Annotated in this window: 24 protein-coding genes; 13 read left to right on the top strand and 11 right to left on the bottom strand. The window is 70.2% G+C overall.

Translation table 11 applies throughout. From position 1 onward, the window contains the following. Positions 1-29: 29 nt before the first annotated feature. Entirely contained in the window at positions 30-716 is a 687-nt protein-coding gene (locus JIG36_RS22865; RefSeq protein WP_203378413.1) for a S1 family peptidase, read from the top strand. Positions 717-810: 94 nt separating this feature from the next. On the opposite strand, the gene JIG36_RS22860 is transcribed toward JIG36_RS22865, so the two are convergent. Next, the gene (locus tag JIG36_RS22860) at positions 811-1,452 is read right to left on the bottom strand and encodes a class I SAM-dependent methyltransferase (protein ID WP_203378412.1); all 642 of its coding nucleotides are present in this window, start codon (positions 1,450-1,452) and stop codon (positions 811-813) included. Between the two features lie 381 nt (positions 1,453-1,833). Between JIG36_RS22860 and JIG36_RS22855 the strand changes: the two genes are divergently transcribed. Next, positions 1,834-3,042: an LCP family protein gene (locus tag JIG36_RS22855; RefSeq protein WP_203378411.1), complete on the top strand. Its 1,209-nt coding sequence runs from the start codon at positions 1,834-1,836 to the stop codon at positions 3,040-3,042. Positions 3,043-3,222: 180 nt separating this feature from the next. Next, positions 3,223-3,720, top strand: a complete 498-nt coding sequence (locus JIG36_RS22850; RefSeq protein ID WP_203378410.1) for a hypothetical protein — start codon at positions 3,223-3,225, stop codon at positions 3,718-3,720. Here JIG36_RS22850 and JIG36_RS22845 read toward each other — a convergent pair. Beyond that, the gene (locus tag JIG36_RS22845; RefSeq protein WP_203378409.1) at positions 3,717-4,673 is read right to left on the bottom strand and encodes a TIGR03885 family FMN-dependent LLM class oxidoreductase; all 957 of its coding nucleotides are present in this window, start codon (positions 4,671-4,673) and stop codon (positions 3,717-3,719) included. The genes JIG36_RS22850 and JIG36_RS22845 overlap by 4 nt on opposite strands. Positions 4,674-4,798: 125 nt before the next feature. On the opposite strand from JIG36_RS22845, the gene JIG36_RS22840 reads away from it, so the two are divergent. After that, positions 4,799-5,530, top strand: coding sequence for an MBL fold metallo-hydrolase (locus tag JIG36_RS22840; RefSeq protein WP_203378408.1), 732 nt, complete (start codon positions 4,799-4,801; stop codon positions 5,528-5,530). 123 nt (positions 5,531-5,653) lie between these two features. Further along, positions 5,654-6,610: an ABC transporter substrate-binding protein gene (locus JIG36_RS22835; protein ID WP_203378407.1), complete on the top strand. Its 957-nt coding sequence runs from the start codon at positions 5,654-5,656 to the stop codon at positions 6,608-6,610. Between the two features lie 7 nt (positions 6,611-6,617). On the opposite strand, the gene JIG36_RS22830 is transcribed toward JIG36_RS22835, so the two are convergent. Continuing rightward, the gene (locus JIG36_RS22830) at positions 6,618-7,577 is read right to left on the bottom strand and encodes a helix-turn-helix transcriptional regulator (protein ID WP_203378406.1); all 960 of its coding nucleotides are present in this window, start codon (positions 7,575-7,577) and stop codon (positions 6,618-6,620) included. Positions 7,578-7,703: 126 nt separating this feature from the next. Between JIG36_RS22830 and JIG36_RS22825 the strand changes: the two genes are divergently transcribed. Further along, the gene (locus JIG36_RS22825; protein ID WP_307872864.1) at positions 7,704-8,462 is read left to right on the top strand and encodes an alpha/beta fold hydrolase; all 759 of its coding nucleotides are present in this window, start codon (positions 7,704-7,706) and stop codon (positions 8,460-8,462) included. Here the strand turns inward: JIG36_RS22825 and JIG36_RS22820 are convergent. Further along, positions 8,407-9,468 carry a LacI family DNA-binding transcriptional regulator gene (locus tag JIG36_RS22820; RefSeq protein ID WP_203378405.1) on the bottom strand — a complete coding sequence of 354 codons (1,062 nt, stop codon included), beginning with the start codon at positions 9,466-9,468 and terminating at the stop codon, positions 8,407-8,409. The genes JIG36_RS22825 and JIG36_RS22820 overlap by 56 nt on opposite strands. 124 nt (positions 9,469-9,592) lie before the next feature. Here JIG36_RS22820 and JIG36_RS22815 point away from each other — a divergent pair, with 124 nt between their 5' ends. The 5 genes from JIG36_RS22815 to JIG36_RS22795 are packed head-to-tail and all read left to right on the top strand — an operon-like array spanning position 9,593 to position 15,485. Further along, entirely contained in the window at positions 9,593-10,885 is a 1,293-nt protein-coding gene (locus tag JIG36_RS22815) for an extracellular solute-binding protein (protein WP_203378404.1), read from the top strand. Positions 10,886-10,894: 9 nt separating this feature from the next. Next, positions 10,895-11,848 (top strand): carbohydrate ABC transporter permease, encoded by a 954-nt coding sequence (locus tag JIG36_RS22810; protein ID WP_203378403.1) that lies wholly within the window; start codon positions 10,895-10,897, stop codon positions 11,846-11,848. After that, positions 11,845-12,675, top strand: coding sequence for a carbohydrate ABC transporter permease (locus JIG36_RS22805; protein WP_307834595.1), 831 nt, complete (start codon positions 11,845-11,847; stop codon positions 12,673-12,675). The genes JIG36_RS22810 and JIG36_RS22805 overlap by 4 nt, the downstream gene beginning before the upstream one ends. 12 nt (positions 12,676-12,687) lie before the next feature. Then, on the top strand, positions 12,688-13,932 hold the full coding sequence (locus tag JIG36_RS22800; protein WP_203378402.1) for an ABC transporter ATP-binding protein: 1,245 nt from the start codon (positions 12,688-12,690) through the stop codon (positions 13,930-13,932). Next, complete coding sequence (locus JIG36_RS22795) at positions 13,929-15,485, top strand: glycoside hydrolase family 13 protein (RefSeq protein ID WP_203378401.1); 1,557 nt, start codon at positions 13,929-13,931, stop codon at positions 15,483-15,485. The genes JIG36_RS22800 and JIG36_RS22795 overlap by 4 nt, the downstream gene beginning before the upstream one ends. Before the next feature lie 11 nt (positions 15,486-15,496). Here the strand turns inward: JIG36_RS22795 and JIG36_RS22790 are convergent, their stop codons facing one another. Further along, positions 15,497-15,865, bottom strand: a complete 369-nt coding sequence (locus tag JIG36_RS22790; protein ID WP_203378400.1) for a hypothetical protein — start codon at positions 15,863-15,865, stop codon at positions 15,497-15,499. 96 nt (positions 15,866-15,961) lie between these two features. Here JIG36_RS22790 and JIG36_RS22785 point away from each other — a divergent pair, with 96 nt between their 5' ends. Further along, positions 15,962-16,711 (top strand): hypothetical protein, encoded by a 750-nt coding sequence (locus tag JIG36_RS22785; protein WP_203378399.1) that lies wholly within the window; start codon positions 15,962-15,964, stop codon positions 16,709-16,711. Here JIG36_RS22785 and JIG36_RS22780 read toward each other — a convergent pair. Further along, a complete protein-coding gene (locus JIG36_RS22780) occupies positions 16,639-18,087 on the bottom strand; it encodes a M1 family metallopeptidase (RefSeq protein WP_203378398.1) in 1,449 nt (482 codons plus the stop codon). The two genes, JIG36_RS22785 and JIG36_RS22780, sit on opposite strands and share 73 nt — an antisense overlap. An 88-nt stretch (positions 18,088-18,175) precedes the next feature. Beyond that, positions 18,176-19,129, bottom strand: coding sequence for an asparaginase (locus JIG36_RS22775; RefSeq protein ID WP_307872863.1), 954 nt, complete (start codon positions 19,127-19,129; stop codon positions 18,176-18,178). 372 nt (positions 19,130-19,501) lie between these two features. Here JIG36_RS22775 and JIG36_RS22770 point away from each other — a divergent pair, with 372 nt between their 5' ends. Next, positions 19,502-19,948: a DUF6918 family protein gene (locus JIG36_RS22770; protein WP_203378397.1), complete on the top strand. Its 447-nt coding sequence runs from the start codon at positions 19,502-19,504 to the stop codon at positions 19,946-19,948. Between the two features lie 48 nt (positions 19,949-19,996). On the opposite strand, the gene JIG36_RS22765 is transcribed toward JIG36_RS22770, so the two are convergent. The 4 genes from JIG36_RS22765 to JIG36_RS22750 form a co-directional block, all read right to left on the bottom strand. After that, the gene (locus tag JIG36_RS22765) at positions 19,997-21,553 is read right to left on the bottom strand and encodes an ABC-F family ATP-binding cassette domain-containing protein (protein ID WP_203378396.1); all 1,557 of its coding nucleotides are present in this window, start codon (positions 21,551-21,553) and stop codon (positions 19,997-19,999) included. 115 nt (positions 21,554-21,668) lie between these two features. Continuing rightward, positions 21,669-22,361 carry a GNAT family N-acetyltransferase gene (locus JIG36_RS22760; protein ID WP_203378395.1) on the bottom strand — a complete coding sequence of 231 codons (693 nt, stop codon included), beginning with the start codon at positions 22,359-22,361 and terminating at the stop codon, positions 21,669-21,671. Positions 22,362-22,423: 62 nt separating this feature from the next. Then, a complete protein-coding gene (locus tag JIG36_RS22755) occupies positions 22,424-23,389 on the bottom strand; it encodes an S-adenosylmethionine:tRNA ribosyltransferase-isomerase (RefSeq protein WP_203378394.1) in 966 nt (321 codons plus the stop codon). After that, the gene (locus JIG36_RS22750; protein ID WP_203378393.1) at positions 23,386-24,057 is read right to left on the bottom strand and encodes an SDR family NAD(P)-dependent oxidoreductase; all 672 of its coding nucleotides are present in this window, start codon (positions 24,055-24,057) and stop codon (positions 23,386-23,388) included. The genes JIG36_RS22755 and JIG36_RS22750 overlap by 4 nt, the downstream gene beginning before the upstream one ends. Positions 24,058-24,144 lie beyond the last annotated feature (87 nt).

Genomic DNA, 24,144 nt, shown 5'->3' with positions numbered 1-24,144 from the left:
GGCCGAACGACCCCCCGAAAGGAGTCGGCGTGCGCATCCGCATCGTCGTCGCTTCGCTTGCCACCGCCCTCACCGGCGCCCTCGCCATCCCCTCGGCCGCGGCGGCCGCCGTCGAGGACCCGAGCACCAACATCATCGGCGGCGGCACGGTCTCGTCCGCGCCGTGGGCCGCGGCCGTGCTCAGCAACGGCAGCTTCACCTGCTCCGGCACGATCATCTCGGCCAACTACGTGCTGACCGCGCGGCACTGCATCTCGGGCACGATGTCGGTGCGGGTGGGCAGCGTGAACCGCACGTCGGGCGGCACGACCCGGGCCGTCAGCAGCACCTCGACCCGGTACGACCTGGCCCTGATGCGTCTCGCGTCGCCGATCACCACGTCGTACATGCCGCTGTCGAGCGCCTACCCGCCGGTCGGCTCGACCAACTCGATCTATGGCTGGGGCATGACCTGCTACAGCGGCTGCAGCGCCTCGACGACGCTCAAGACCGCCACCGTCCAGGTCACCTCGACCAACCAGACCGACGCGTACGGCGGTCGCGCGATCGGCAGCACGCGGATCAACGGCAACGCGTGGCGGGGCGACTCGGGCGGCCCGCAGGTCTACAACGGAGCCCAGGTCGGCGTGGCGTCGACCGCGGACGGCACCAGCCGCCAGTACTACGGCAGCGTCGCCTACAACCGTTCCTGGATCTCCTCGGTCGCCGGCGTCTGACGCTCCGGACTCCGGGCGGGTGCGCTGTTGCCGGCGCACCCGCCCTTCTCATGCGGCCTCGTGGGAAAGACACACAGGCGTTCCCGTACGGCGGTCACGCGTCCCTTCGCACGATCAGGTAACCCTGCGGCGTCGACTCCCCCTCCTCGCGCGGGCGGCCGCCCTGGAACACGACTGTGAAGCCGGCCGCGACCAGGTGTCCCGCTACTTCCCGGGACCCGATCCAGTACGCGTCGAACTCGACGCCCACGGTGCGGCCGCCCCGCCGGTGTTCGCCGTCGCCGTCCTTGAACGCGGTGGCCAGGTATCCGCCGGGCCGGACGACCCGGGCCAGCTCGGCGAAGGCGACCGGACGGGCCTCGGGCGGGAGGAAGATCAGCGAGTACCAGCAGACCACACCCGCCAGCGAGGCGTCCGCGAACGGGAGGGCACGCAGATCGGCCACCTCGTACGGGAAACCGGGGTGGTCGCGCCGGGCCACCTCGACCATGCCCGGCGCGAGGTCGACACCGCGCGGCCGCACCCCACGGCCGGCCAGATAGGGCAGCAACCGGCCGGTGCCGCATCCGACGTCGGCCACCTCGCCGCCGAGGTCGGCGGCCAGGGTCAGCTCGCAGAACAGGTCGAGCACGGCCCGTTCGACCGGCGACTTCTCCAGCACCCCGCTCAGGTGTTCGGCATAGAACTCGGCCAGCACGTTGTGCGCATCACGTAACTCATCAGTCCCAGCATCCACGGCGGCACTCTATCGACGTTTCCGCCACGTCCATCCAGCCAATTCCCAGAAACGGCGCGAAAGCCATTTGCCATAGCCGCGGGCGAATGGCTTCCAGGATGAGCGCGGAACGAGAAAGCGCCCGAAATCGGGCACTGGGCTAAGCAGTGGTTCGACCTCTGTCGAAGAATGAGGGGGACCGCTCGACGCGTTCAGCCCGCTACCCAGCGTACGGAAATCGGGTCTTCTGCATCCGAAACGTTGTCGGGAGGTTACCGCTCGTCAAGCGGGGTTGACTATTGCAACGCGACCATATATTTGTTCTCACGGCGTTCAGTCCGGCGCGGGCGGTCTCCGGCTTCGGAGTTGCCTAACGCCCGTGTCACGAGGGAGCTATCACATATGCCGGCACAGACCGCCATGCGAGGCGATCGTGACGTCCGCCCCAATCGGAGCAATACGTACGGCGGTGGCGGAAACGGCAAGAACGGCAAGAAGGCCGCCAAGCGCGCCAAGGCGCCGCTCTGGACCAAGATCCTGACCACCTTCGGCGTGATCCTCGCCCTGGTCGGTGTCGGCGGCATCGTGGTCGTGAAGTACTTCCTCAACCAGCTGACGTCGAACATCGAGACCACGTCGAGCGTGCTCGACAACGACGGGCTGGGCAACAAGACGGTCGCGGCCGGCAAGCTCCCCGACGGCGCGATGAACATGCTGATGCTGGGCCTGGACACCCGCACCGGCTGGGGTGACGAGCAGTCCCGCTCCGACACGATCCTGATCCTGCACATCACCGCCTCGCACGACCAGGCGTACATGATCTCCATCCCCCGCGACACCGTGGCCAAGATCCCGGCCGACGACGAGATGGGCTTCCGCGGCACCACCGACAAGATCAACTCGGCCTACTTCTTCGGGTCGCAGAAGGGCCGCGGCTGGCAGGGCGGCGCCAAGCTGGCCACCAAGGCCGTGCACGAGCTGACCGGCATCGAGTTCGACGGCGTCATGGTCATCGACTTCAACGGCTTCAAGGGCATCCTCGAGGCCATGGGCGGCGTGCACCTCTGCGTCGACAAGCGCATGTGGTCGAGCCACTACGTGGTCAACAACGGCAAGGTCGAGTACGCCCACGGCGCCGACCCGAAGTCGCCGCCGCGCAACGCGCTCTGGTTCGAGAAGGGCTGCCGCACCATGCAGCCGTGGGAGGCGCTCGAGTTCTCCCGTCTGCGCCACTCGACCAACGGCGACTACGACCGCCAGCGGCACCAGCAGCAGTTGCTGCGGGCGATGGCGAAGAAGGCCAGCAGCTCGGGCGTCATGGGCAACCCGACCAAGGTCTCCAAGATCCTGGCCGCGGCCGGCAAGTCGCTCCGGATGGACACGCACGGCGTGCCGGTCGACAGCTTCATCTTCGGCCTCAAGGGCCTGGCCGCCGGCGACCTGATCCCGATCAAGACCAACGGCGGCACGTTCGCCCAGGGCGAGAACGGCGGCGAGGGCATCACCGACGACACCCGCAAGCTGTTCGAGGCCACCTCGGCCGACCGCCTGCCCGAGTTTCTCGGCCGCCACCCCGAGATGCTGATCAACGACGCGACCGCGAACTCCTAGACCGCATCGTCACGCACCCCGGTCACCCCGTCACGGCGAGGGGGCCGGGGTGCCGTCGTACGCGCCGGAAACGGTTCTTGATCGAACTGTCTGCGAGGGAATCCGTCGTCACTGAGGGCTCTTACAGATAATTACGCACCGAGATCACGCCGTAACAATTCGAGCGTACGGTCCCCAGCCATGATTCGGCGCAGTGGCCTGGCCACGCTCGGTATAACACTGGTGGTTGCGGCCGCCGGTTGCGGTTCGGACAGTAACGACGAGATGGTGTTCGGTGGCGACCCGGTGACGCTCTGTGTGCGTCTCACCGAGGGCGCCTCCATGGTGGTCGGCGAGGTGGTGCGCGCGCCCGCGGGCGCCGACCTCACGGTCAAGAAGGTCGCCCTGGTCGACGCGAAGAACGTCGAGGGCGGCAAGGCCTTCATCGTGCCGCTCGGCAGCGGCCGCACCCCGATCGGCACGGCCGCCTATCCCCCGGCGGCCAACCAGACCTGGGAGGCGCGGGTGCCCGCCGAGAACGCCACGATCCGGGCCGGCGAAGAGGCGAACCTGCTCGTCGTGGTGGCCCGCGGCGGCGCGCTGGACGGGTCGGCCGCGGGCATGCGCATCGACTGGCTGGGTGGCAGCAAGACCAACACCACCACCTACCAGTTCCGCACGAACTGCAGCACCGCCTAGCGCAGGGCGGGCAGGACCTTGGCGCCGAACGTCTCGATGAACGGCGTCAGGTCCTGGCCGACGTGGTGCAGATAGATACGGTCGAAGCCGAGAGCGGCGTACCCGCGCAGCTTCTCGATGTGCTCCTCGAGGTCGGCCGAGATGTTGACGACCTTCGCGACCTGGTCGACCGTGACGTTCTCGGAGACGACGTCGAAGTGGTCGACGGTCTCGAGGTCCCAGCAGACCGGCGGCGCGAAGATGTTGCTGCGCCACTGGTCGTGGGCGATCGCCTCGGCCTCGTGCTGGGTGGCGGCCCAGCTCAGGTGCACCTGCAAGCAGAGCGGCCCACGCCCGCCGGCGCCGCGGTACTCCTCGATCATCGCGCGCAGGTGGTCCTCGGGCGCGTTGACCGTGACCAGGCCGTCGGCCCACTGCGCGCACCACGCGGCGGTCTTCGTACTGACGGCCGCACCGATCAGCGGTGTCATCACCTCGGGCCGGGTCCAGAGCCGGGCCCGATCGACCTTCACCAGACCGTCGCGGGTGACCTCGTCGCCGCCCAGCAGGTCGCGGATGACGCCGACACTTTCGAGCAGCCGGGCCTCACGTACCTCCTTGCGCGGCCACGGCTCGCCGGTGATGTGCTCGTTGCTGTATTCGCCACTGCCGAGCGCGGCCCAGAACCGTCCCGGGTACATCGCGCTCAGCGTGCCGATGGCCTGCGCGATGATCGCCGGGTGATAGCGCTGGCCGGGCGCGTTCACGACGCCGAACGACAGGTTGGTGGCCTGCATCGCGGCGCCCAGCCAGGACCACGCGAAGGCGGATTCGCCCTGCCGGCTGCTCCACGGCGAGAAGTGATCGGAGCACATCGCCGCGTCGAAGCCGGCGCGTTCCGCGGCTATGACTGCGGCCAGCAGCTCGGCGGGCGGGATCTGCTCGTGCGAGGCGTGGATTCCGTACTCCGTCATGCCGGTGCCCTTACCCCGTACGGCCGATCCTTTACCCGGCATTCAGCAAACACACAGAACAAGAATCGGACACGAAGAACGCGGTCCGGTGGCGATCATCTCGGGGACCGGGCCAGCATCGGAGCATGCGTGATGTGCGGATCAGTCGAAGGCTCCTGTTCACGGCGGGCTCCGGGGTGCTGGGCGTGGCCGTCCTCAACGCCTGCTCCTCGTCGTCATCCCCACCGGCCACATCCTCGGCGCCGGCGGCGGTCCCGTCCGCGGAAGGAAGCATGGGCGGCTGGCAACGGGTCAACCTGTCGTTCGTCTCGGCCTACCTTCTGGTGCGCGGCAACGACGCGGCGATCGTCGACCTCGGCACCGGGGGCTCGGAGGACGCCATCGGGCAGGGCCTGACCGCGGCCGGCAGCAGCTTCTCGGCCGTCCGGCACGTGATCATGACGCACAAGCACCCCGACCACGCCGGCTCGCTCGCCGGCGTGACCGCCGAGGCGACCAACGCCAAGTTCTACACCGGAGCCGCCGACGTCTCGAGCCTCGTCTCCGAGAAGGAGCTGGTCGGGTTGAAGGACGGCGACGAGGTCTTCGGCCTGCGAATCGTGGGCACCCCGGGTCACACGGCCGGGCACGTCTCCATTTTCGACCCCTCGACCGGCACCCTCGTCTCGGGCGACGCGCTGCGGACCACCGACGGGCTCGCCTCCTCCGACCCGCAATACACCGAGAACGAGGAACAGGCCAAGGCTTCCGTACGCAAGCTGGCCGCGCTCGACATCAAGACGATCCTTCCCGGACACGGCGAGCCGCTCATGTCCGGTGCCGCCGACGCGTTGCGCAAGCTGGCCGCGTCTCTCTGACCACGTCACCGGAGTCATCCAGGCAGACATTGAAATTTCCCTTTACGCCCGACCCCGGAGCGCGATTGATCGTGTACGTTTCGCGCGGTGCACAGTTGCGCCGCGTGACCCGAGGAGTACACCATGCGCCGGATCGTGGCCGCCGCCGTCGTTCTGACCCTGTTTGCCGGCACGGCAGCCTGCACCGACGGCAAGGACAAGGCGCGGGCCGCCGCCGCGGCGACGAAGATCAACGTCGGAGTCATCCCGATCATCGATGTGGCGCCGATCTATCTCGGTAAGGCCAAGGGGTTCTTCTCGAGCCGCGGCATCGATCTGACGCTCTCGCCCGAGCAGGGCGGCGCCGCGATCGTCGGGGGTGTCCTCGAGGGCAAATACCAGTTCGGCTTCAGCAACGTGACCTCGCTGCTGGCCGCGCAGTCCGGCGGCGCACCCCTGAAGGCGGTGGCGGCGGGCGTCGCGTCCAACGGGCGGGCGGGCCGCGACTTCTCGGCGATCGTGGTGCCCGACGCCAGCAAGATCCGCTCGGCCCGCGACCTGGCCGGCAAGAGCATCGCGGTCAACACGTTGAAGAACCTGGGCGACACGACCGTACGGCAGTCGGTGCGCCGGGCCGGTGGCAAGGCCGACAACCTGCGGTTCGTGGCGATGCCGTTCCCCGAGATGCCCGGCGCGCTGCAGAGCCGCGCCGTGGACGCCGCGTGGGTGGTGGAGCCGACGCTGAGCGCGGTCCTCACCCAGGGCGGCCGGATCGTGGCGTCGAACTTCGTGGACACCGCGGCCGACCTGACCGTGGCGCTCTACTTCACCAGTCAGGGCACGATCACCGCCAAGCCGAAACTGGTCACCGATTTCACCGAGGCGATCAGGGAGTCCCTGCGGTATGCGGCGGCCCACCCGGAGGAGGTCCGGGACGTCGTGGGGACGTACACGCAGATCACCGACACCGTGCGGATCGCGATGATCCTGCCCAGCTGGCCCGAGGACATCAACCGCCAGTCGATCGAGCGGGTGGCGCTGCTCGGCCAGCGCGACGGCATCTTCAAGCAGCGGCCCGTTCTCGACCAGCTGCTGCCCTGAGTTCTGCTCAGCCGCCGAGCCGGGGTGGTTCCCCGAACGCCGCGCGGTAGGCGGTCGCGAACCGGGCCGGCCGGTGGAAACCCCACCGGCTCGCGACGGCGGCCACGGTGGTGCCGTCGCCGTGGCGGGCGGCCCGCAGCTCGGCCCGCGCCCGTTCGAGGCGGGCCCGGCGCAGATAGGTCAGCGGCGCAATCGCCGAGTGGTGCCGGAAGGCGGCCTGCAGCGTCCGCGGGTTCACGCCCGCGGCCTCGGCGATCTCGGCGACAGTCAGCGGGCGGGCGGCGTTCGCGTCCATGAACTCGGTGGCCCGCCGGACCACCGCGGGGCTGGTGCGGCCACTCGGGGGCACACGGGCGACGGTCATCGTGGTGTTGGGGAAGACCCGCAGCAGCGCGGTCGCGGCCAGCCGCTGGAGCTGCTCGGCGAGCAGCGGCGGGACCGCCCAGGCGGGATCGTTCAGGTGGTCGACGAGAAAGGCGACCGTGGCCACCCAGTTGTCACGCTTGGCCTCGGTCATCGGCCGCATCCCGAGAAAGTGCAGATCGCCGGCGGGCAGGCCGGTCAGCTCCTCGGCCACGTCGGCGACGTAGACGGCCGGAAGCCGTACGAGGGACTTGGCGGGGTTGAGATTGTCGACCTCGACCGACCGGGCCAGCGGGTAGAGAAAGCCGTCCCCCGGACCCATCGCGACCTCGTCGCCGCCGGAGCGGATCGAGCCGTGGCCGGCCCGCCACATCCCGGCGATCAGCTGCGACAACGGTTCCATGGTGGTGTCGTAGCGCAGACCCGCCATGACGACGTCGTCGGTGCCCCAGCAGTCCAGCTGGGCCGACCGGACGGCGAAGCTGACACCCCGCGGATCAGGGACGACAATGCGCGAGCGATGCTCGGCGATCCGCCGGACCGCCTCGACCGCGGCGTTCTGATCCCGCGTCCGTACCTCGCTGCGCACCGGACCGTCCGGCATCGCGTTCCCCTCCCAGGGCTCGGCTTCCTACTCCGTTTTCACCGGTCCATCGTGGGTTCAAACGATTGCCCACCAGATTTGAAAGGTTTCGGAGCGTGCCAATCGTCACTGCGCCATGATGATCCCGTGCGGTATCTGGTGCTCGGAGCGGCCGGTCTGGTCGCCGTGGTGCTGCTGGTGCTGATCGGCGTGCGGATCTTCGGCGCCGACCCGGACGACGGCCCCCGGCCCGACCAGGCTCAACCGGGCCCGATCCTGCTGGTGCCGGGTTATGGCGGCAGCCGCACCGCGCTGACCGAGCTCGCCGGGCGCCTGACCGCCGAGGGCCGCGCCGCCACCGTGCTGACCCTGCCCGGCGACGGCACCGGCTCGCTGGAGGAGCAGGCCGGCACCCTCGACGCGGCCGTCACCGACGCGCTCGGCGCGGGCGCCCCCAGCGTCGACGTGATCGGCTATTCGGCCGGCGGAGTGGTCACCCGGCTCTGGGTCGAGGATCATCGCGGCGCCGAGAAGGCCCGCCGGGTCGTCACGCTGGGCTCACCCCTGCACGGCACGAAGCTGGCCGGTCTGGGCGCCACCTTCGCCCGCGGCCAGTGCCCCACCGCCTGCCAGGAGCTGGCGCCGGGCAGCGACCTGCTCGACCGCGTCGACGAGGAGCTGCCGGACGGACTGCCCTGGCTGTCGATCTGGACCGAGAACGACGAGACCGTGCAGCCGCCCGACTCGGCCCGGCTCGACGGCGCCATCAACCTTCCACTGCAGACGCTCTGCCCGGCCGCCCGCACCACACACAGCGGGCTGCCCACCGATCCGTACGTGACCGCTCTGGTCATCGACGCCCTGGACGCGGCGACGATGACCGAGCCCGCGAGCTGCCCGGCCTAGGGGGCCCGGTCGAGCCCCGCACCACGAGCCGCGTCGCGACCGTGCCGCCACCCTCGGGCTCACCGCCGGCGAGCAGGGCCAGCAGCATACGACCGGCCGCGACCCCCTGATCCCGTACGGGCTGGGCCACCGTCGTCAGATCGGCGAGCTCGGCCATCGGGTGGTCGTCGATGCCCACCACCGACATGTCCTCCGGGATGCGCAGCCCGGCCCGCCGCAGGGTGCGCATCGCGCCGAACGCCACCTCGTCGGAGTGGGCGTAGACGGCCGTCGGCGGCTCGCGCAGGCTGAGCAGCTGGGACATCGCGTCGGCGCCGGGCACACCGCCCCACGGCACGGTGACCACCAGGCCGGGCTCGGCCGGCAGCCCCGCCTCGGCCAGCGCCTCGCGGTAGGCCCGGGCTCGGCCCGGGTTCGCGGGCCAGCCGGGCTCGGTCGGCTCCACCGTGGCGATCATGCCGATCCGGCGGTGGCCGAGGAAGAGCAGATGGTCGACGGCCTGCCGCCCGGCCGCGGCGTCGTCGATCGAGACGTACGGGTAGTGCTCGACCTGACCGCCGGCGGCGACGATGTGCACGCCCATCGATTCGAGCCGCTCGCGTTCGCCGTGCATGACCGGCATGCCCAGCACGACGACCGCGTCGACCTTGCGGCGCGCGGGCAGCCGCTGGAAGAAATCGCGGCGGTCGGCGGCGTCACCGACGTGGTAGAGCAGCACGTCGAGGTCGGCGTCGCGCAACACCGCCTCGAGCCCTTCGAGCAGGGTCGCGAAGAACCAGCGGGAGATGTGCGGCACGACCACGGCGACCCGGTCGGTGGCGCCCCCGGCCAGGCGTGACGCCTCGGGTGAGACCACATAGGACAGCTGCTCGGCCGCGGCCAGGACCCGGGCCCGGGTCTCCTCGGCGACGTGCGGGTGGTTGCTCAGCGCGCGGGACGCGGTGGCCATCGACACGCCGGCCCGGCGCGCGACATCGGCCATGTTGACCCTGGTGTGGGGCGGCACAGCGATGAGCGTAGCAACCTCTGGAAGCGTTTCCGATCACGCAGAGCGTGCACATAGTGACTCTTGACATATGACGCACATCACAATGAGGGTGAAATCTGCAAGCGGTTCCAAAGGAGGCACCGTGTTCCGAAAGACATGCGTAGCCGGCTCCGCTCTCGCCCTGCTCGCGTCCGGCCTTTCCGGATGCGGTGGCGGCGACGGCGGTTCGACCACATTGACCTACTACATCGCCGACGCCGCCCAGGAGGACGTGGCCACCCGCTGCTCGTCCGAGTCCGGCGGCGCCTACTCGTTCAACATCCAGCGGCTGCCCAACACGGCCGCCGGCGGGCGCGAGCAGCTGCTGCGCCGCCTCGCCGCCGAGGACCGGTCGATGGACATCGTGAGCGTCGACCCGCCGTTCATGGCCGAGTTCGCCAACGCCGAGTTCCTGCGCCCGTTCAACGACAGCGAGCGCGCGGAATTCTCCAAGGGTGTGCTCGAGGGCCCGCTCAAGCAGTCCACGTTCCGCGACACCCTCTACTCGGCGCCGCTCTACGGCAACACCCAGCTGCTCTGGTATCGCAAGTCGGTGCTGGCCAAGGCGGGCGTCGACCCGAGCGCCGGCCCGGTCACCTGGGACCAGCTCATCAAGGGCGCGACCCAGGCCGGGGTCACCCTGGCCGCGCAGGGCCGCCGCAACGAGAGCCTGATGGTCTGGGTCAACGCGCTGATCTCGTCCTCGGGTGGTTCGATCCTGCAGTCCGGATCCGAGAACCTGCCCGCCAACGAGGTCAAGGGCGGCATCAACAGCCCGGCCGGCGCGAACGCGGCCCGGATCATGCACGACCTCGCGGTCTCCCCCGCCGTCCCGGCCGGTTTCAGCACGGCGGGCGAGGAGGACTCACGGTCCTCGTTCCAGGCCGGCAACGGCGGCTTCATGGTCAACTGGCCGTACGTGTGGGCCGCCTTCGACTCGGCGATCGAGGAGGGCACACTTCCGGCGAACTTCAAGGACGACGTCGGCTGGGCCGCCTACCCGCGCGTCGACGCCGGCACCGAGAGCGCGGCGCCCTCCGGCGGCCTCGGCCTGTCGGTGAGCGCCTTCAGCCGCAAGCAGGACCTCGCGGTCCAGGCCGTCCGCTGCCTCGTCTCGGCGCAGAGCCAGAAGGAATTCATGATCAAGGCGGGTAACCCGGCCGCCCTGAGCGCGATCTTCGACGACCCCGAGATCCGCGAGAAGTTCCCGATGGCCGACGAGATCCGCACCGGTCTCGACGCGGCGACACCCCGGCCGGTCAGCCCCTACTACGGCGACGTCACCGGCTCGATCCAGACCGCGTTCCACCCGCCGGACGCGCTGTCGCCCGAGACGACCCCGCGAGAGGCGAACCAGCTGCTCGAAGACGTCCTGTCCAACAAGCGACTGATTTAAGGAGCGGCCATGAGCACCACCACCTCCGCCGCGCCTCCTCGCCCGCCGAAGGAGACCCGCGCGGCCCGCCGGATCCGGTTGACCGACCGTACGCGCAAGGAACGCAACCTGGGCTGGATGCTGGCCGGGCCGGCGTTCATCGCCATGGTCGCGGTCACCGGCTACCCGATCCTCAACGCCATCTGGCTGTCGTTGTTCGACTTCCGGCTCACCGACCCGTCCGGCCGGGAGTTCGTCTTCCTCGGCAACTACCTGACGATCCTGACCGACGGCCTGTTCTGGCAGCAGTTCGGCATCACGTCGCTCATCACGATCGTCACCGTCTCGGTGGAACTGGTGCTCGGCTTCGCGCTGGCGATGGTCATGCACCGGGCGCTCTATCTGCGCACCGCGTTGCGAACGGCGATCCTGATTCCGTACGGGATCATCACCGTCGTCTCCTCGTACGCGTGGGCCTACGCGTTCAGCAACACGTACGGTTTCGTGAACGGGGTGTTCGGCCTCGGTGAGTACGACTGGTTCGGCGGCACCTGGTCGGCCCTGTTCACGGTCTGCGTGGCCGAGATCTGGAAGACCACGCCGTTCATGTCGCTGCTGCTGCTGGCCGGTCTGGCCCAGATCCCCGACGACTACCTCGAAGCGGCCAAGGTCGACGGGGCCACCGCCTGGCAGCGCGTCAAACGGGTGATCCTGCCCAACATGAAGGCCGCCATCATGGTCGCCCTGCTGTTCCGCACGCTCGACGCGTTCCGGATCTTCGACAGCATCTTCATCATGACGGCCGGCGCGCAGAACACCGAGACGCTGTCGTTCCTGGCCTACCGGCAGACGATCAGCCGGGTCATGGTCGGGCTCGGCTCGGCCGTCAGCGTCATCCTGGCCGTCCTGGTCGTGCTGATCGCGGTGATGTTCGTGAAGGTCTTCAAGACGGACCTGTCCCAGCAGAGAGGGGACAAGAAGTGAAGGTCAGCCGCAGGACCCAGGCGTTCTGGATCGCCGGCGCCATCCTGATCATCGCGTACGCCATCATCCCGGTGCTGTGGATCATCTCGCTCTCGTTCAAGGAGGGCGACGACATCACCAACAAGTCCTTCCTGCCGAGCACGTGGAGCTGGGAGAACTACAAGACGGTGTTCGCGTCCGACTTGTTCACCACGGCGTTGCGCAACTCGGTGGGCATGTCGCTGATCGCCACCACGATCTCGGTCATCCTGGCCACCCTGGCCGCGTACGCCATCTCGCGCCTCGACTTCCCGGGCAAGCGGCTGGTGCTCGGGGTGGCCCTGGCCATCACGGTGTTCCCGGTCATCGCGATCGCCACCCCGCTGTTCGACCTGTGGCGCAACATCGGGCTCTACGACACCTGGCTGGGCCTGATCATCCCGTACCTGTCGTACTCGCTGCCGTTGTCGGTCTATGTGCTGGCCGCGTTCTTCCGCGAGATCCCGTGGGAGATGGAACAGGCCGCGCAGGTCGACGGGGCCACCGCCTGGCAGGCGTTCCGTCGGGTCATCGTGCCGCTGGCCACCCCGGGCGTGTTCACCGCGGCGATCCTGACCTTCTTCGCGGTGTGGAACGACTTCGTCTTCGGCATCACGCTGACCTCCAGCGAGGCCGCCCGCCCGGTGCCCGCCGCGCTCGCGTTCTTCCAGGGCGCTTCGCAGTTCTCGCAGCCGACCGCGCCGATCGCGGCCGCCGCCGTGGTCGTCACCATTCCGGTGGTCATCCTCGTGCTGCTCTTCCAACGCAAGATCGTCGCCGGTCTCACCAACGGCGCCGTCAAAGGCTGAAGGGATAATGGGATGGCCGCCATCGAGATGCGCAACATCGTCAAGGAGTACGGCGACGGTTTCAAGGCCGTCAACGACATCAGCCTGAACATCGCCGACGGCGAATTCATGATCCTGGTCGGGCCGTCCGGCTGCGGCAAGTCGACCCTGCTCCGCATGATCGTCGGGCTCGAGGACATCACCTCGGGCGACATGGTGATCGGCGGTGACCGGGTCAACGAGAAGGCCCCGCGCGACCGGAACCTGTCCATGGTGTTCCAGAACTACGCCCTCTACCCCCACCTGACCGTCTTCGAGAACATCGCCTTCCCGCTGCGGCTGAAGAAGGGCGTGCCCGAGGACGAGATCCGGCGGCGGGTCAACGAGGCCGCCGACATGCTCGAACTCCACGAGCACCTGCAGCGCAAGCCGGCCAACCTCTCCGGCGGCCAGCGGCAGCGGGTCGCGATGGGCCGGGCCATCGTGCGGCAGGTCAACGCGTTCCTGTTCGACGAGCCGCTGTCCAACCTGGACGCCAAGCTGCGCGGCCAGATGCGTACGGAAATCTCCCGCATGCAACGCCGCCTGGGCACCACGACCGTCTACGTCACCCACGACCAGACCGAGGCCATGACCCTGGGCGACCGGGTGGCCGTGCTCCGCCGGGGCTTCCTGCAGCAGGTCGCCTCGCCGCGGGAACTCTACGAGCAGCCGGTCAACATGTTCGTGGCCGGGTTCATCGGGTCGCCGCCGATGAACTTCCTGCCCGCCGTGGTCTCCGGGCAGCGGCTCAAACTGCCGTTCCTCGAAGTCGACCTGCCGGCCATCGCGGCCGGCAAGGTGACCGACGGGCAGCTGCTGATCGCGGGCATCCGCCCCGAGCACTTCGAGGACGCCAAGGTGGTCGACGCGTCGCGGCGGGAGAAGGGCGCGGTGTTCCGGGCCCGGGTCGACGTCACCGAGTGGCTGGGCGACTCGCAGTACGCGTACATCCCGTTCGAGGCCAACGAGGAGGTCACCAAGCAGCTGTCCGACCTGGCGGCCGAACTCGACAGCGAGGCCCTGCGCACCCAGCTCATCATCTCGATCGACGCGATGAGCCGGTTGCGCGAGAACCACGAGGGCGAGTTCTGGGCCGACACGCGGCGGATGCACCTGTTCGACCCCCGTACGGGAAACAATCTCACCCGTGACGAGGCGGCCGCGGCCGACCTGGCCAGCCTCGAGGAGGAGGAACTGCGCGAACGCATGGACTCGTCCGACACGGCTGCTCGGTGAGCCCGGTGGCCTGGTGGCGCCGCGCGGTGTTCTACCAGGTATACGTCTGGAGTTTCGCCGACTCCGACGGCGACGGGATCGGCGACCTCCCCGGTGTCCGGTCCCGCCTGCCCTACCTGCGTGACCTCGGGGTCGACGCCGTCTGGCTCAACCCGTTCTACCCGTCACCGCAGGCCGACAATGGCTACGACGTGGCCGACTACCGCGACGTCGACCCGACGTTCGGCACCCTGGCCGACGCGCACGCGCTGATCCGCGACGCGCACGCGCTCGGCCTGCGGGTCATCATCGACCTGGTGCCGAACCACACCTCGGCCCAGCATCCGTGGTTCCGCGCGGCGCTGGCCGACGGACCGGGCAGCCGGGCCCGCGCGCGCTACCTGTTCCGCGACGGCCGGGGCGTCGACGGCGCCCAGCCGCCCAACAACTGGACGAGCAACTTCGGCGGCCGCGCCTGGACCCGCGCCCCCGACGGCCAGTGGTACCTGCACCTGTTCGCGCCCGAACAGCCCGACCTGGACTGGACCGCGGCCGAGGTGCGCGACGAATTCCACTCGATCCTGCGGTTCTGGCTCGACCACGGCGTCGACGGTTTCCGCATCGACGTCGCGCACGGGCTGGCCAAGGACCCGCAGATGCCCGACCTGGGCGAGGACCTGGACCGGGCCGGCGCCAGCCACCCGCACTGGGACGTCGACGAGGTGCACGACGTCTACCGGGGCTGGCGCCGGGTGCTCGACGACTACCCCGGCGACCGGATGTTCGTCGGCGAGGTGGTGGTGCAGAGCGTGGAAAGGCTGGCGCTCTACCTGCGCCCCGACGAGCTGCACACGGCGTTCAACTTCGCCCTGCTGCGCGCGCCCTGGCAGGCATCGGCGCTGCGGCAGGCCATCGACGACAGCATCGGCGCGCTGGCCCAGGTCGGTGCCCCGCCCACGTGGGTGCTGTCCAACCACGACGAGACCCGCCACGTCACCCGCTACGGCGGCGGCACCCTGGGCCTGCGCCGGGCCCGCGCGGCGATCCTGATGATGCTCGCCCTGCCCGGCGGCGCCTACCTCTACCAGGGCGAGGAACTGGGACTGCCCGAGGTGACCGACCTTCCCGACCGCGTACGGCGTGACCCCGTCTTCTTCCGCTCCGGAGGCGCGGCCGCCGGCCGTGACGGGTGCCGCGTGCCTCTGCCGTGGTCGGGCACCACGCCGTCGCTGGGCTTCGGCCCCGGCCACGAGACGTGGCTGCCCCAGCCCCCGTCGTGGCGGTCCCTGACGGTCGAGCGCCAGACCACCGACCCGGCCTCGATGCTGAGCCTCTATCGGACCGCGCTGGCCATGCGCCACCAGATACCCGCGCTGGCCGCCGAGGACCTGACGTGGCTGCCCGCGGCCGAGAACGTGCTCGCGTTCCGCCGGGGCCGCGACTTCGTCGGCGTCGTCAACGTGGGCGACACCGCCGCTCCCCTGCCCGCCGCCGCCGACCCCGCCTCGCTGCTGCTGGCCAGCGATACGATCAGTGACACCCTCCCACCCGCGACCGCCGCCTGGTTCGGCTGACTCTTTTTTCGCTAGGCGAGGGTCAGGCCCTCGCCGGCCACCGAGTCGACGGCGCCGGCCCACCACCAGGCGGCGCCGTTGACATAGAGGCAGGGCGCCTGCGCGGTGATGTCGTCGCGGAGTGCGGTCAGCTCGGCCCCCGGCATGAGCAACCGGACCACCCGCCCGTCGGACATGGGCAGATCCCAGCCGAACCGGCCGTCGCGGTCGGCCCCCGGGTCGCGGACCGGCTCGCCGTCCAGCCCGGCAACCCGGCGCCGGATCGGAACCTCGTCCATCACGGCGGCCCGCCGCCGCACATCGGCAAGAAAGGCCTCCAGGTTGGCCACGGCCAGCTCTTCCCGAGCCTCCACCACCGGCTCCGTCCCCGGATTGATCATGCCCGGACGCTACGGCGTCCCACCGCGGCCGGCCGCCGTACGGCCTCCGCTCACCCGCCCGAGTGGTTCCGGGCGGGGTCCACTACGGTGCCTGGCGTGGGGCTCAGCGGGTTCGTGTACTGCCGTTGCTGGAAGGACGCCGGGCTGGACGGGCCGATCGGGTTCGACGAGGACGGCTGGCTCGATCTGCTGACGCCGGAGGATCCGGTGGCGCGGCAGTGGTTCCGGGACGGGTGCGAACACGACGACTTCCAGGTCACGTGGGCCGACCTGGGCAGCCTGGGTGGTCAGCGGTACTTCCGGCAGACGTGCGAGGCGATCGGGTGGTCGCTGCTGCCTACCATGCACGAGGTCCTGCCCACGACGAACGACGGCGGCATCCCGGCGGCCGACGTGCCGGACTTCCTGACCGAGCTCGCGCTGTTCGAGAGCCAGGTGGGCACGGTCGACGAGACGGTGCTGCGCGACGAGGACACCGGTCACGGGATCCACGGCTGCGTCGGATCGCACCGGTCGGTCTTCGGCTGGACGGGGAAACTGCACACCGGCATCGACGCGGACGGCTTCTTCGTGCTGGACACCGGCGCCGACCCGCCGGCCGAGGTGTTCCGGGCGAGGCGGTTCACGCAGCGCGCGCTGCCCGGCGACCTGGTCGAGCTCACCGGCGACCACGGCACCGCGCGGCTGCCCTTGTGGCCGATCGGCAGCATCCTGCCGACCACCCCGGAACGGCTGGCCGTGGTGACCCGCCCCCAGTCGGCGGAGGACTGGGGTTACCGGCTCGGGTTGCTGCGCACGCTGTGCGCGGCCTCGCTGGCCACCGGCAACCCGGTGAAATGGGCCTGAACGCGGGCTGGTTTGGACGGTGTGTAGAGCCAAGCCTGGAAGAAAGCGCCCAGGTCGCGGCCCGCGATGCGGTTGGCCAGGGTGATGAACTGGGCCGTATCGCCGTTGCGGTCACGGTGGGCGGCCGGCCACGCCTTCAGGAGGCGGAAGAACGCCGGGTCGCCCATGGTGACGCGCAGCTCCTGCAGCATCATCGGGCCGCGGAAGTAGATCTCGGGTGTGATGACGGGGACTCCGGGGTCGCCGAGCGGCAGCGTCCACACCGTGTCGTCGTCGGGGAAAGCGTCGAACAGCTCGTCGAACAACTGCTGGGCACTGGCCTCGCCGGTGTGTTCGGACCACAGCCACTCCGCATACGTGGCGAAGCCCTCGTTCAGCCAGATGTCCTTCCACCTGGTCAGGGAGACCGAGTCACCGAACCACTGGTGGGCGTTCTCGTGGACGATCACGCCGAGGTTGGCGCCACGCCGGAAATGGGTCGTGCCGTAGGTGGGCCGGGTCTGGGTCTCCAGCGAATAGGGCAGGGCGCCGGGCGGGGTCACCACGCCGCCCTCGGACTCGAACGGGTAGGGGCCGAAGACGGTGCTCTCCCAGTCGATGATCTCGCTGGTGCGGCTCACACTGGCCCGCGCGGCTGCCTCGAGCTCGGGAGTGAGCAGTTGCGAGTACGCGTGGATCCCGGGTCTTCCCCCGGCCGAGCGGGTGCGTTCCACGTCGTACTGACCGATCGCCAGAAAGGCCAGGTAGGTGGCCATGGGATGGGCCGAGTGCCAGCTCCACCGCGTCCAGCCGGGGCCGTCGGGGAACGGTGCGCGGGGCAGGGTGCCGTTGCTCAGAACCTCGACCCCGTCGGGGACGGCCACCGAGATGTCGAAGCGCGCCTTGTCGGCCGGGTGGTCGTTGGACGGGAACCACCACCACGCCTCTTCCGGCTCGCCCGCGGCGAGGGCGCCGTCCGGCGTACGGAACCAGGCCGTGAACCCCGCACCCACCTTGGTAGACGGCATGCCCGAATAGGTCACCCGGACCGTCATGGTGTCGCCCCAGCGCAGCGGCCGGGCCGGGGTGACCACCAGTTCGTGGTCACCGCGGCGGGTGAACCGGGCGGGGCGACCGTCGACTACCACCGACCGGACGTCGAGCAGGAAGTCGAGGTCGAAGCGGCTCAGGCCCTGGGTGGCGCGGGCCTGGATGGTGGTGGTGCCGGAGAGCTCGTCGGTGGACGGCTGGTAGCGCAGGCGGATGTCGTAATGGGTGACGTCGTAGCCACCGTTGCCGTAGTCGGGATAGTAGGGGTCACCGATACCGGCCGCCCCCGGCACCGGCGCAACCGGGCCGGACAGAAGCACCGCGAGCAACGCTGTCGTCCATGCCATGAGCCGGACGCTATCGAAGGCCGAAGATCAAAGTTGCCCCGGAAAGCCCCGGAAAGCCCCGTGAAGCCCGTCTGAAACAGCCGTGAAGTTAGGCGAACCCGGCCCGCACATCCTGACCGGACGAGAGCAGCAACTGCAGCAACACCCGGGCCTTGTACGGATGCAGGTCGCCGGCCGGGATCAACCCCCGCGCGACAAGGTCACGTTCGGAGCCGGGGAACCCGTACGTCGACACCCCGACCCAGCCCGCCCCGGTGCGCGAGGCCAGCACGACGGGGATCCGCTCGGCGATCACGCTCAGATGGCCCACCCACGGTTCGGGCACGTGCCCCACGCCGAAGCCGGCGACGACCAGACCGTCCACCGAGGAGGCGTACGCGGGCAGCAGGCTCCCGTCATCGCCCAGCGTGGCCGTGTAGAGACCGACCCGGGCGAGCGCTCCCCGTGGCACGGGCACACGCTGACGGCGTACGGGAAAATGGGTGAATCTGACCCGGCCCTCGGCGACGTGACCCAGGGGCCCGCCGTCGGGTGAGGTGAATGCCGCCGTGCTCATCGTGTGACTCTTGCGCACCCGCGCCGCCGCGTGGATCTCGTCGGCCATCACCACCAGGCAACCGAGACCACGGCTCGAATCGGCGTGCGCGACCCGCACGGCGGCGAGCAGGTTGGCCGGGCCGTCGGCGCCGGGCAGAGTCGGGTTGCGCATCGCGCCGGTGACGACGATCGGGTGCTCGCTGTCGTGCAGAAGATCGAGCACGTAGGCGGTCTCCTCGATGCTGTCGGTGCCCTGCGTGATCACCGCACCGCGCACCCCGTCGGCGAACGAAGACACCAACGTTTCCCGTACGGCGAGAAGGTCGTCGACGGTCAGCCCGGAACCCGCCACGGCTCGCAGACTGCGCGCCTCGAGCGGCACCGACGCGAGCGCGGGCACGGCGGCGACGAGCTGATCGGCGCTGAGGGCGGGAGCGACCCCGCCATCGGGAAGGGCCGTCATGGCGATGGTGCCGCCGAGACCGACGATCAGGATCTCGGTCACGCGCGCGACCGGCGGGCGTGGGCGGCGCCGAGGCCGAGCTGGGCGTCCTTCCGCATGCGGGTGATCCTATCCACCTCGTCCGGCATCTTGATGAACCCTCGAGGCGACCGCCTGCCGCGCCGGCCGCCGAGGCGCGGTGGTCGATGTTACGAAGCGTGACGACATCGAACGGACTCTTCCCGGGGCCTAGCAGAACCCGGAGCGCGGCGCGACCCCGAAACACCGGCCGGAAGGACCATCCGGATCGACGTTCAGCCGGAAGATCCTAGCCACGGCGGGGCATCTCACGTGACGGGAGAGGCAGGAGTTGAAAGTGATTCCTCATTGAGTAGTCTGCTGGCCGTCGTCTTGTGATGAGGAGCGCGCACAACCATGGTTTCCAACCTTCTTGACCTTTCCGCGAACCCGGCCACGAAGGAGGCCATCGTCAAGGACGCCCAGGCGCTGGTCGAGTCGGAACTCGCCAACAAGTCGGGCATCTCGGCCGGTGCCGTGAAGCTGGCCTACAAGGCGGTCACCTCGTTCGCCCCCGGCTACTACGTCGAGACCCTCAACATCCTGGTCCCGTCGATGCTCGAGGCGCTCCAGCCGTTCTGGGCCGACTTCCAGGTCGCCGGCGGCGGCTCGTTCGGCGACTACCTGGTCAAGCGCCAGGACGAGGTCACCCCGGCCCTGCTGAAGGTCACCGACGACATGGCCCACTCCTCGGAGAAGGCCGTCGTCGTCAAGGCCTACAACACCGTCCGCGGTGGCGCCGCCAAGCACATCGAGGCCGCCCTTCCGGCCCTCGGCGGTCTGGTGGAGAAGTACGCCGCCTGATCGGCTTCAGCGTGAAAGGGCCGCCCCACCCGGGGCGGCCCTTTTCTGTCACGGCAGCCGGAGGGTCCGGTCGATCCCGATCGCGTCGAGGAACCGGGAGTCGTGGCTGACCACCACGAAGGCGCCCCGGTACGCGGTCAGGGCCGCCTCCAGCTGGGCCACGCTGTCGAGGTCGAGGTTGTTGGTCGGCTCGTCCAGCAGCAGCAACTGCGGCGCCGGCTCGGAGAACAACACGCACGCGAGGGTGGCCCGCAACCGCTCGCCGCCGGAGAGCACCCGCACCGGCAGATGGGCCCGGGACCCGCGGAACAGGAAGCGGGCCAGCAGGTTCATCCGCTCGGCGTCGGGCAACGCGGGGGCGAACGCCGCCAGGTTCTCGGCCACCGTCCGCTCGTCGTCGAGCAGGTCGAGGCGCTGCGAGAGATAGGCCACCCGCGGCCCCGCGCCGGCCTGGATCAGCCGCATCAGCGTCGACTTGCCGGCCCCGTTCGGGCCGAGCAGCGCGATCCGCTCCGGCCCCCGGATGATCAGGTCGATCCCCTCGAACACCGTGCGCCCGTCGTAGGAGGCCGCCAGTTCCTGCCCCGAGAACAGAGTGCGCCCGGCCGGAACCGCGGTCTGCGGCAGGTCGATGACGATGCGGTCGTCCTGCTTGGCGGCCCAGCTGGCCTCGTCGTAGCGGGCCTGGGCGTCGGCCACCCGCGAGGCGTGCACCTCACCGCCGCGGGCCGCCGACACCTGGGCGCTGTTCTTCAGGTTGCCGGCGTGGATGCGGGCCAGGCCGGCGCTGCCCAGGTTGCGGGCCGCGGTCGACATGCGGCGGGCCGAGCGTTCCCGGGCCAGCTGCGCTTCGCGTTTCTGCCGTTTCAGGTCCTGTTCGGCGTTGCGCACCTGGCGGCCGGCCACCTCGCGTTCGGCCTCGACCGCTTCCGCGTACGCGGTGAAGGTGCCCCCGAACCAGCGGATCTCACCGTGGTCGAGGGCCGCGATCCGGTCCATCTCGTCGAGCAGCGCGCGGTCGTGCGAGACGACAACCAGACATCCCCCGTACGCCCGCAGCACCGCGATCAGCCGTTCGCGGGCCTCTCCGTCGAGGTTGTTGGTGGGTTCGTCGAGCAGCAGCACGTCGGGCCGCCGGAGCAGTTGCGCGGCCAGCCCGAGCGAGACCACCTGGCCGCCGCTGAGCGTGTCCAGCCGCCGGTCGAGGCCCACCTCGCCCAGTCCGAGCCGGTCGAGCTCGGCCCGGCTGCGCTCCTCGACGTCCCAGTCGGCGCCGACGGCGGTGAAGTGTTCCTCGGCCGCGTCGCCCGCTTCGATGGCGTGCAGCGCGGCGATCGTGCGGTCGACGCCGAGCACCTCGGCCACCGTCTGGTCGCTCGCGAACGGCAGGTGCTGGGGCAGATAGCCGAGCGGGCCGCCGAGCGTGACCGTGCCGCCGCTCGGCCGCAGGTCACCGGCGATGAGCCGCAGCAGGGTGGTCTTGCCGGTGCCGTTGGCGGCGACCAGACCGGTGCGCCCGGCCGAGATCGACACGGTCAGGTCGTCGAAGACCGGGGTGTCGTCGGGCCAGGAGAAGGACAGGGAGGTGCACACGACAAAAGACATGAGGAAGCTCCGCGGAAGATCGCTGAAACAGGGGACGACAGACAGAACCGGGGTGTGGTCACCCGGAGATGTCGTCTCCCAACACGTCGCGCTCCTCAGTCGGCGGACTTCGAGACTAGCGCGTCGCCTTCCGGTACGCATGGAAATTAATGTCGCGGCGGTGCCGGAACCCCATGGCGAGGTAGAGCCGGATGGCGTTCTCGTTGTTGCCGGCCGCGTGCAGGAACGGCCGTTCGCCCCGCTCCCGGACGACCGCCGCGACCGCCCGGACCAGCCGGTTGGCCAGGCCCTGGCCGCGGTAGGCGGGGTCGGTGCAGACCGCGCTGATCTCGGTCCAGCCCGGCGGGCGCACCCGCTCCCCGGCCATCGCCGCCAGCACGCCGTTGCGGCGGATGCCCAGGTAGGAGCCGAGTTCGCGGGTGCGCGGCCCGAACGGCCCGGGCCGGGTGCGGGCCACCAGGTCGAGCATCTCGGGCACGTCGGCCTCGCCCAACCTCACCACTTCGGGGTCGGGCGCCGCGACCAGGTCTTCGCCCGTGAGCTGCACACCCCGGCCGCCGCCGATGAGCTCCCAGCCGGGCACCGGGCCCTCGGGGGCGCCCGGCACCAGCAGGGTCTCCTCCGGCCCGGCCAGGGCGGCGAGATCGGCCCAGGCAGCCGGGTCGGCGGCATCCTCGACGGCCGCGAACGGGGACACCTCGGGGAGGTAGCGCGCGGCCTGCCCGCGTACGGAAGCGAAAGGTCTCTGCACGCCGAGCAGGGCGCCCCACACGGGGTTGTCGAGCACGGCCAGGTCCACCGTCGTCATGAGCTCCTTCCTACCGCCCGCGAGGCCCTGGCCGCCGTGCAATGTGACCCTCCGCATACCGGTCAGCGCAGCAACAGGTGGACGTCGCCGAACTCGTGCCACAGGTAGCGTTCGCGCAGCGCCGCCTCGTAGCCCGCCCGCAGCGCGGCCTCCCCCGCGACGGCCGTGAGCATCTTCAGGTGCGAGGCGCGCGGCTCGTGCAGGCCGGTGAGCAGCCCGTCGACCATCCGGATCTCGCGGTCGGGCTCGATCACGAGGTCGGTCCAGCCCTCGCCGGCGCCGCTCTCGAGGGCCCGCACCACCGTCGTGCCGACCGCGATCACCCGGTGCCCGCCGGCCCGCACGTGGGCGATCAGCCGCGAGGTCGGGGCAGGCACCCGGAACCACTCCGGATAGGGCGGCTCGTGCGCCTCGGCCGAGGCCACCCCGGTGTGCAGCGTGACCGGCGCGACCAGCACGCCCCGGCCGGCCAGCGCGGCGAGGACCGCCCCCGTCAACGGCCTCCCCGCGCTGGGCATCTCGGCGCTCCCGGGCTCGGTCGCGTACGCGTTCTGATAGACCCCGAGCGGCCAGTCCCGATCGGTGTAGCTGTAGCGGATCGCCCGCCCGTGCCGGGTCAGATAGCTCACCCGGTTGCCCGGCACGTCCGCCGCCGCCACCCACAGCCGCGACGTGAACGGCCGCAGCAGCGTGAGCGACCCTTCCGGCACGATGAATCGCAGCCCGGGCCGGGCGCCGGCGAACTGGCGTGGCTCCACCAACCAGGTTCCGTCGGGCTGCTCGGTCGAGACGTGGAGCCGCACGCCATCGGCCGTCTCGATCGCCGCCGGCAGCGTGGCCGAGTTGTTCACCACGAGCAGGTCGCCCGGTTCGAGCAGGCCGGGCAGGTCGGTGAACCGGTGGTGGCTCACCTCGGTGCCACGGCTCACCAGAAGGCGTACGCCGTCCCGGTCGACACCCCGCGCCTCGGCCGGAGACCGCGCCTCCAGGCCCGCGGGCAGTTCGAAGTCCACTGTGGTCACTGTCATCGGGCCACGTACCTCCCCGACTCCGGGCGCTCGTCGAGCAGCTTCAGGAACCACGGCACCACGGTCTCGGGCAGCGGCCGATCCGAGATGTCCTCGCCCGGGAACGCTTCCTGCTGCAGCCTCGTCCGCAGATCGCCCGGATCGACCGACCACACCCGCAGCTCCGGTTCCTCCTTGGCCAGCACCCGGCTCGCGTGATCCAGCGCGGCTTTCGCGGCGCCATAACCACCCCAGCCCTCGTACGCCTCCACGGCCGCATCCGAGCTGATGTTGAGCACCGCCCCGCGCCGCGACTGCCGCAGCTGGGGCAGGACGAGCTGGGTCAGCGCGATCGGGGCGAGCACGTTGACCTCGAACGTGCCGAGCAGAGCGGGCAGCGGGAAGTCGCCCAACGCCGGGGGTGGGCTGCCGCCGAGCGTCGACGCGTTGTTGACCAGCAGGTCGGCCCCACCCAGCTTGTCGGCGGCCGCGGCCAGCTCGGCCCGGTGGTCGTCGTCGACCACGTCACCCGCGATGGCCACGACGTTGTTGAGCGACGCCGCGACGGCTTCAAGATCCTTCTCCGTACGGGCATCGATGACGAGATTCCACCCCGCGCCGGACAATCCACGGGCGAGGGCGGCGCCGAGCCCCTGGGAGGCACCGGTGATAACGGCTGTCTGTGTCATGCCTCGACCCTGCTCGCCGCCCCCGGTGCCCGGCCTCGGGCCAGGGTCGCCTTCCTCGCGGGACCTTGGTCCTAGGACCATCGACAG

Origin of the sequence: Paractinoplanes ovalisporus (assembly GCF_016834655.1) — a bacterium.
Taxonomy (GTDB): Bacteria; Actinomycetota; Actinomycetes; order Mycobacteriales; family Micromonosporaceae; genus Actinoplanes; species Actinoplanes ovalisporus.
The sequence above is the reverse complement of the archived record's forward strand: the minus strand, read 5'-3'. Positions and strand labels throughout refer to the sequence as shown.

Excerpts from the sequence above, each read along its gene's own strand:
- JIG36_RS22855 (WP_203378411.1), top strand. The coding sequence starts at position 1,834 with ATGCCGGCACAGACCGCCATGCGAGGCGATCGTGACGTCCGCCCCAAT.
- JIG36_RS22850 (WP_203378410.1), top strand. The coding sequence starts at position 3,223 with ATGATTCGGCGCAGTGGCCTGGCCACGCTCGGTATAACACTGGTGGTT.
- JIG36_RS22845 (WP_203378409.1), bottom strand. The coding sequence starts at position 4,673 with ATGACGGAGTACGGAATCCACGCCTCGCACGAGCAGATCCCGCCCGCC.
- JIG36_RS22840 (WP_203378408.1), top strand. The coding sequence starts at position 4,799 with ATGCGTGATGTGCGGATCAGTCGAAGGCTCCTGTTCACGGCGGGCTCC.
- JIG36_RS22835 (WP_203378407.1), top strand. The coding sequence starts at position 5,654 with ATGCGCCGGATCGTGGCCGCCGCCGTCGTTCTGACCCTGTTTGCCGGC.
- JIG36_RS22830 (WP_203378406.1), bottom strand. The coding sequence starts at position 7,577 with ATGCCGGACGGTCCGGTGCGCAGCGAGGTACGGACGCGGGATCAGAAC.
- JIG36_RS22810 (WP_203378403.1), top strand. The coding sequence starts at position 10,895 with ATGAGCACCACCACCTCCGCCGCGCCTCCTCGCCCGCCGAAGGAGACC.
- JIG36_RS22800 (WP_203378402.1), top strand. The coding sequence starts at position 12,688 with ATGGCCGCCATCGAGATGCGCAACATCGTCAAGGAGTACGGCGACGGT.
- JIG36_RS22790 (WP_203378400.1), bottom strand. The coding sequence starts at position 15,865 with ATGATCAATCCGGGGACGGAGCCGGTGGTGGAGGCTCGGGAAGAGCTG.
- JIG36_RS22780 (WP_203378398.1), bottom strand. The coding sequence starts at position 18,087 with ATGGCATGGACGACAGCGTTGCTCGCGGTGCTTCTGTCCGGCCCGGTT.
- JIG36_RS22770 (WP_203378397.1), top strand. The coding sequence starts at position 19,502 with ATGGTTTCCAACCTTCTTGACCTTTCCGCGAACCCGGCCACGAAGGAG.
- JIG36_RS22765 (WP_203378396.1), bottom strand. The coding sequence starts at position 21,553 with ATGTCTTTTGTCGTGTGCACCTCCCTGTCCTTCTCCTGGCCCGACGAC.
- JIG36_RS22760 (WP_203378395.1), bottom strand. The coding sequence starts at position 22,361 with ATGACGACGGTGGACCTGGCCGTGCTCGACAACCCCGTGTGGGGCGCC.
- JIG36_RS22755 (WP_203378394.1), bottom strand. The coding sequence starts at position 23,389 with ATGACAGTGACCACAGTGGACTTCGAACTGCCCGCGGGCCTGGAGGCG.
- JIG36_RS22750 (WP_203378393.1), bottom strand. The coding sequence starts at position 24,057 with ATGACACAGACAGCCGTTATCACCGGTGCCTCCCAGGGGCTCGGCGCC.